The sequence below is a fragment of the Streptomyces sp. KLMMK genome (assembly GCF_036961605.1).
In the GTDB taxonomy this organism is placed as follows: domain Bacteria; phylum Actinomycetota; class Actinomycetes; order Streptomycetales; family Streptomycetaceae; genus Streptomyces; species Streptomyces telluris.
Genome location: NZ_JBAMDC010000571.1, coordinates 1 through 3,074 on the forward strand (window position 1 = coordinate 1; position 3,074 = coordinate 3,074).

Consider the following 3,074-nt stretch of genomic DNA (forward strand, 5'->3'; position numbering starts at 1 on the left):
CGGTGCTCGCCGTGCCGCTCGGGGCGCGGGGCGCCACGCTCGGCGTCGCCCTGTTCGTCCGGTACCCGGGCACGGAGCCGTTCGACGCGGACGACCTGCTGCTGGCCGGGGAGATCGCGGCGCGGGCCGGGGTGTGCGTCGACAACGCCCGCCGGTACGCGGTGGAGCGCTCGGTCGCGCTCACGCTCCAGCGCAGCCTGCTGCCCGGGCGGCTGCCCGAGCCGACGGCCGTCGAGGTCACCTCGCGCTATCTGCCCGCCGGCGCCCAGGCCGGCGTCGGCGGGGACTGGTTCGACGTCATCCCGCTGTCCGGCGCCCGGGTCGCGCTCGTCGTCGGCGACGTCGTCGGCCACGGGCTGCAGGCGTCGGCCGTCATGGGCCGGCTGCGCGCGGCCGTGCGCACCCTCGCGGACCTGGACCTGCCGCCCGACGAACTGCTCACCCACCTGGACGACCTGGTGGTCCAGCTGGCCCAGGACCAAGCGGCGGAGCGGCTGCCGGGCACCGTCCGGGAGACGGGCGCGACCTGCCTGTACGTGGTGTACGACCCGGTGTCGCGCTCCTGCGTCCTGGCCCGGGCGGGCCATCCGGCCCCCGTGCTGGTGACGCCCGGGGGCACGGCCCGCTTCCTGGACATCCCCGGCGGCCCGCCGCTGGGCCTGGGCGGGCTGCCCTTCGAGTCCGCCGAACTGCAGCTGCCCGAGGGCAGTCTCCTCGCGCTGTACACCGACGGGCTGATCGAGAGCCACGACCACGACATCGGCGCGGGCCTGGACGGGCTGCGCACGGCCCTGTCGGGTCCGGCCGCGCCCCTGGAGCAGACCTGCGACGCCGTTCTGGACGCACTGCTGCCGCGCCGCCCCGAGCGGCCCAAGGACGACATCGCGCTGCTGCTGGCCCGCACGCGCGCGCTGGACGCCTCGCAGGTGCGCAGCTGGGACCTGCCGGCGGAGCGGTCCACGGTCGCCGAGGCGCGCAAGTTCGCGTCCGAGCAGCTGACGGCCTGGGGGCTGGAGGAGCTGGGGTTCACCACCGAACTGGTCGTCAGCGAGCTGGTCACCAACGCCGTCCGGCACGCCTACGCCCCCATCCGGCTCCGGCTGATCCGCGAGCGGTCCTCGCTGATCTGCGAGGTGTCGGACGCGAGCAGCACCTCGCCCCGGATGCGCCGGGCCCGGGTGACGGACGAGGGCGGCCGGGGGCTGCTGCTGGTGGCGCAGCTGACGGAGCGCTGGGGCACGCGCTTCACCGCGGAGGGGAAGACGATCTGGGCCCAGCAGCCGCTGGCCGCCGCCGGGTGAGCACCGGGGCGGCCTGCGGGAGGCGGGGTGTCAGCGCTTCTTCTGGCACACCTGCACTCTCTTGAGGTGGTCGGCGACGATGGGTCTCGCCATGCGGGCGGCTTCGCGCACGTCGGCGTTCCTTCCCTGGGCGATCTCTTCGTCGAGCATCTTGAGGGCCAGGACGTGCCCGGCCGCCGCCAGCTTCAGCCAGCGCTTGTCGTACTCGCTTGTGTGCGCCTTCTTCTGCAGGTCCTTCAGGTCCTTGCGCTGCTCGGCCATGGCCTGGTCGGGCAGCGTCACCCGCAGGCGCTTCGCCAGGTCCGTGATCTTCTTGTCCAGCATGGTGTGGTCCTTGACGAGGACCTCCCCGGTCTTCTTGACGCACGAGGTGGTGGCGTTCTTCTTGACGTCCTTGCCCATGGCGATCTCGGCGAGGCCACCCTGATGGGCCATCGTCAGGAAGGAGGCGTCCTTCTCCGCCTCCGTGTCCGTCTGGGCGAGCGCGACGCCCGCCGGTCCCGTCACCATGGCGAGGGCTGCCGCTGCGGCCGTGAACCGGTGTCCCATACGCATCCTGCACGCTCCGTTCGTCATCGGCCCGCGACGGTTCTCCCGGCACGGGACGGCATCCGTGGGACGTACGTGGCGACGCCCCCACAGAGCTGATGCCTGCCCCCGGCCGGGGCGCGCCGCATCAGCGCGCCCCGCAGTCCCCTCCAATGGAGCAGGGGCGGCTGCCGGTGCGTCAGGTGCAGCGGGTGCGGTCGGCCGGCAGCGTCCCGTCCAGGAGGAAGGAGTCGATCCTGTCGTTGACGCACTCGGCGTCCGGTGAGCCGTAGACGCTGTGGCCGCCGCCGGTGTCCGTCATGGTGACGGCCGAGGGGCCGACGGCCCGGGCCATGCGGCGCAGCCACTGCACGGGGGTGGCGGGGTCGAATTCGGAGGTGTGCAGGAGGATCTTGGGGGCGCGGGGCGCCGCCACGGCGTGGGAGCCGTCGTCGCCGGCCTGCGGCCAGCCGGTGCACAGGGCCATGTCGGAGGCCAGGAGCGGGCCGAAGACCGGTGAGGCGTCGGCGAAGTCGTCGTAGGCGTTCGCGACCTGTCCGGCGGTGTAACGGCCGGCGGAGTCGGCGCAGCTGACCGCGGCCCGCGCCGCACCGGATCCGTCGTGACCGTCCCCGGTCCTGCCCTCGGCCCGGGCGGCCTCCTCCTCGGCCATGTGCGCGGACTCGCCCGGCGGCAGGTGGTAGACGATGGACGCGAGGAGGTTGGGGGCCTCGGGCAGGCCCCCGCGGGAGCGCAGCAGGCCCATGGTGCGCGTCACGGCGGTCTCCCGGTCGAGGGTGCGGCCGTTCACCCAGGGCAGGGGCTGCTCGTCGAGGCGGTCGAAGGCGGCGGTGACGTTCTCCATGGCCCGGTCGGTGTCGGAGCCGAGGATGCAGTCCTCGTCGCCCCGCCTGGTGCAGATCTCCACCGCGTGGCGCAGGGCCTTGTGGTAGGCGGCGGCCCGGGCGAGGGTGGTCCGCCTGGCGTCGGGCGACGGGTCGTCGACGCCGTCCATGACCATGCGGCCGACCTTCTCCGGGAAGCGGTGGGCGTAGGCGGCGCCGAGCCGGGTGCCGTGGGAGTAGCCGAGGTAGTGGAGCTTGTCCTCGCCGAGGGCGGCGCGGAGCACGTCCAGGTCGCGGGCGGTGTTGACGGTCCCGACGTGGGGCAGGACGGGTCCGGAGCGCCTGCTGCACTCCTCCAGGCCCCTGGCCCGGTCCTCGATGCGGTCGGCGAGTCCGCCCC

At 74.1% G+C, this 3,074-nt stretch carries 3 protein-coding genes; 1 reads left to right on the forward strand and 2 read right to left on the reverse strand.

Translation table 11 applies throughout. From position 1 onward, the window contains the following. The coding region (locus tag V7793_RS35660) for an ATP-binding SpoIIE family protein phosphatase (RefSeq protein WP_336013827.1) at positions 1-1,301 on the forward strand (1,301 nt) is incomplete at its 5' end. A 30-nt stretch (positions 1,302-1,331) separates the two neighbouring features. On the opposite strand, the gene V7793_RS35665 is transcribed toward V7793_RS35660, so the two are convergent. Continuing rightward, positions 1,332-1,856 carry a DUF4142 domain-containing protein gene (locus V7793_RS35665; RefSeq protein WP_336013828.1) on the reverse strand — a complete coding sequence of 175 codons (525 nt, stop codon included), beginning with the start codon at positions 1,854-1,856 and terminating at the stop codon, positions 1,332-1,334. A 172-nt stretch (positions 1,857-2,028) separates the two neighbouring features. Further along, positions 2,029-3,074, reverse strand: a 1,046-nt coding sequence (locus V7793_RS35670) for an alpha/beta hydrolase (protein WP_336013829.1), incomplete at its 5' end; no start/stop codon positions are given.

What these genes read in the sequence shown, in the direction of transcription:
- V7793_RS35665 (WP_336013828.1), bottom strand. Translation starts at nt 1,856, where the DNA reads ATGCGTATGGGACACCGGTTCACGGCCGCAGCGGCAGCCCTCGCCATG.